Consider the following 1,736-nt stretch of genomic DNA (forward strand, 5'->3'; position numbering starts at 1 on the left):
CGAAAAAATCTGGGTTGTCCCCCTGTCAGAGATGGCCCAATTAACCCATCGGGAAAATTTAACTAGAACTACCCTTTATCTAATTAGTCCCGCTTTAAACCAGATTACAGGAACTCGATCGCAACTTTATCACCCGCAACATTCCCATCTTTTCCGTCCTCATTCTTAGGTATTTTCTGGGAAATGTACCGAAAGAAATACCCAGTTTCTACCTAAAGTTAGAGTTAAAGAGCGGCGATTTTGTTTAAGATTATTTCAGGAGGTAGGACAATTTTAAAAACGTTTAAAATTAGTCTAACAATCCATGCACAGCTGCCCTATTTGTTCGGGAATTACCCTTCGTCACCTTGTGGCTAGTCGTGCCTACTGGTATTGTCCTCACTGTCGTCAAGAGGTTCCTAACTTCCTTGATTGCTCCATTCCTCGCAGGGTAGAGCGAGTTAGAGCAAAAAAAACAGTCTAGATTTTAAAGTTGGTAGATGGCAATAATATCTGTGGGATGTGTTAATTTTTAACCCATCCCACTTTACCTGTCTATACATCCCGAGGATTGAGATGACTCATTTCCCAAGTCACATAGGTACCGATCGGACTCCAAATCAGGTAGGGTAAGAGTAGGATGCCCGCCCAAGAAGAAACAGGGAAAACCAATAGCACCAGAAGACAACCCAAGAAAAAACCCGTACCTCCGATAATCGTTCCCGCTTTGAGACTGCGTAGTTTACAGGTGACGGGAGTATAGGCAGTAATAGTCAATTCCACCAACAGATAAAAAGCCATCAAAAACCAGCGATTAGCCGGTTGAGCTTCCCAGACTAAATAAGCAGAAATTGCCCCACAAATATAGATAATTGTCCAGATAAGAGGGATTAATCCTTCAAAGGTTAACCAATCGGGACGACGCAAACGCGCAAACCAACGCACATCGCGAGAATTGAGTAATCCCCCAGCTAACGCTACCAAAAATCCGACGACACCGATAAGCAACCAAGAGGGAATCATCATTTTTAGCTATCCTCCGCTAATTTTGGCTTTGTAACCCGATTCAATGAGAATTTGTAGGATCTTTTGGCGATGATCTCCTTGGATCTCAATGGCATTTTCTTTAACTGTACCACCCGTTCCGCAAGCAGTTTTTAACTGTTTTAATAATTTCGTCAGAGTTTCGGTTTGGCATTGAAAACCTGTAACTATGGTAACGGTTTTTCCCGCCCGACCAGATCGGGAGGTTTGTACTCGCAAATTCTGCTGATTCGGGGGTAATTCGGGAATGGAACGCTCAAAAGCCTGAGAATTGCTTTGATCTCCAAATTCCTGATAGGCAATCCGGTTTTTTTCCTTTGATTTACTCATATAGCAATTATCATACTGGGTTTGGGGTTTGGGGAAGTGGGGAGATGGGAATTATGAATTATGAATTATGAATTATGAAGTGGGGAGAAGGGAGAATAAATAAAGATATAGCGTTTCCTGTTTGCAAGAGGTACATTATCGATGTTGAAAAGCTTAATCAGCAAAAGTTTAAATGTACCACACAGGTGTGAAAAACGCTATAATCTCCCGACTATTGACTACTGACTCCTGACTCCTGACTGCTGATAGCTCTTAATTGGTTGGACTGGCAGCGCATTTGATTAAGTTCAGCTGCCGACATTCGATCGAGATGACCTAAAATCATATTAACTCGACCTTGGGATTTTAATTTTTCTCGATGTCGTGCCAAAAAATCCCAGTAA

The 1,736-nt window shown here is 42.0% G+C and carries 2 protein-coding genes and 2 pseudogenes; 1 reads left to right on the plus strand and 3 read right to left on the minus strand.

Annotated features, from left to right (window positions below):
- Positions 1 to 169: pseudogene (locus tag PX484_RS06040) on the plus strand (precorrin-4 C(11)-methyltransferase); the annotation flags it as partial.
- Positions 170 to 534: 365 nt separating this feature from the next.
- Here the strand turns inward: PX484_RS06040 and PX484_RS06045 are convergent.
- The 3 genes and pseudogenes from PX484_RS06045 to PX484_RS06055 all read right to left on the minus strand — a co-directional run.
- Positions 535 to 1,002 (minus strand): TspO/MBR family protein, encoded by a 468-nt coding sequence (locus tag PX484_RS06045; RefSeq protein ID WP_043997989.1) that lies wholly within the window; start codon positions 1,000 to 1,002, stop codon positions 535 to 537.
- A gap of 9 nt (positions 1,003 to 1,011) precedes the next feature.
- Positions 1,012 to 1,353, minus strand: a complete 342-nt coding sequence (locus PX484_RS06050) for a translation initiation factor (RefSeq protein ID WP_002802447.1) — start codon at positions 1,351 to 1,353, stop codon at positions 1,012 to 1,014.
- A gap of 211 nt (positions 1,354 to 1,564) precedes the next feature.
- A pseudogene (locus PX484_RS06055) lies at positions 1,565 to 1,736 on the minus strand (cryptochrome/photolyase family protein); the annotation flags it as partial.

Origin of the sequence: Microcystis sp. M49636_WE2, assembly GCF_030065375.1 — a bacterium.
GTDB lineage: Bacteria > Cyanobacteriota > Cyanobacteriia > Cyanobacteriales > Microcystaceae > Microcystis > Microcystis aeruginosa_C.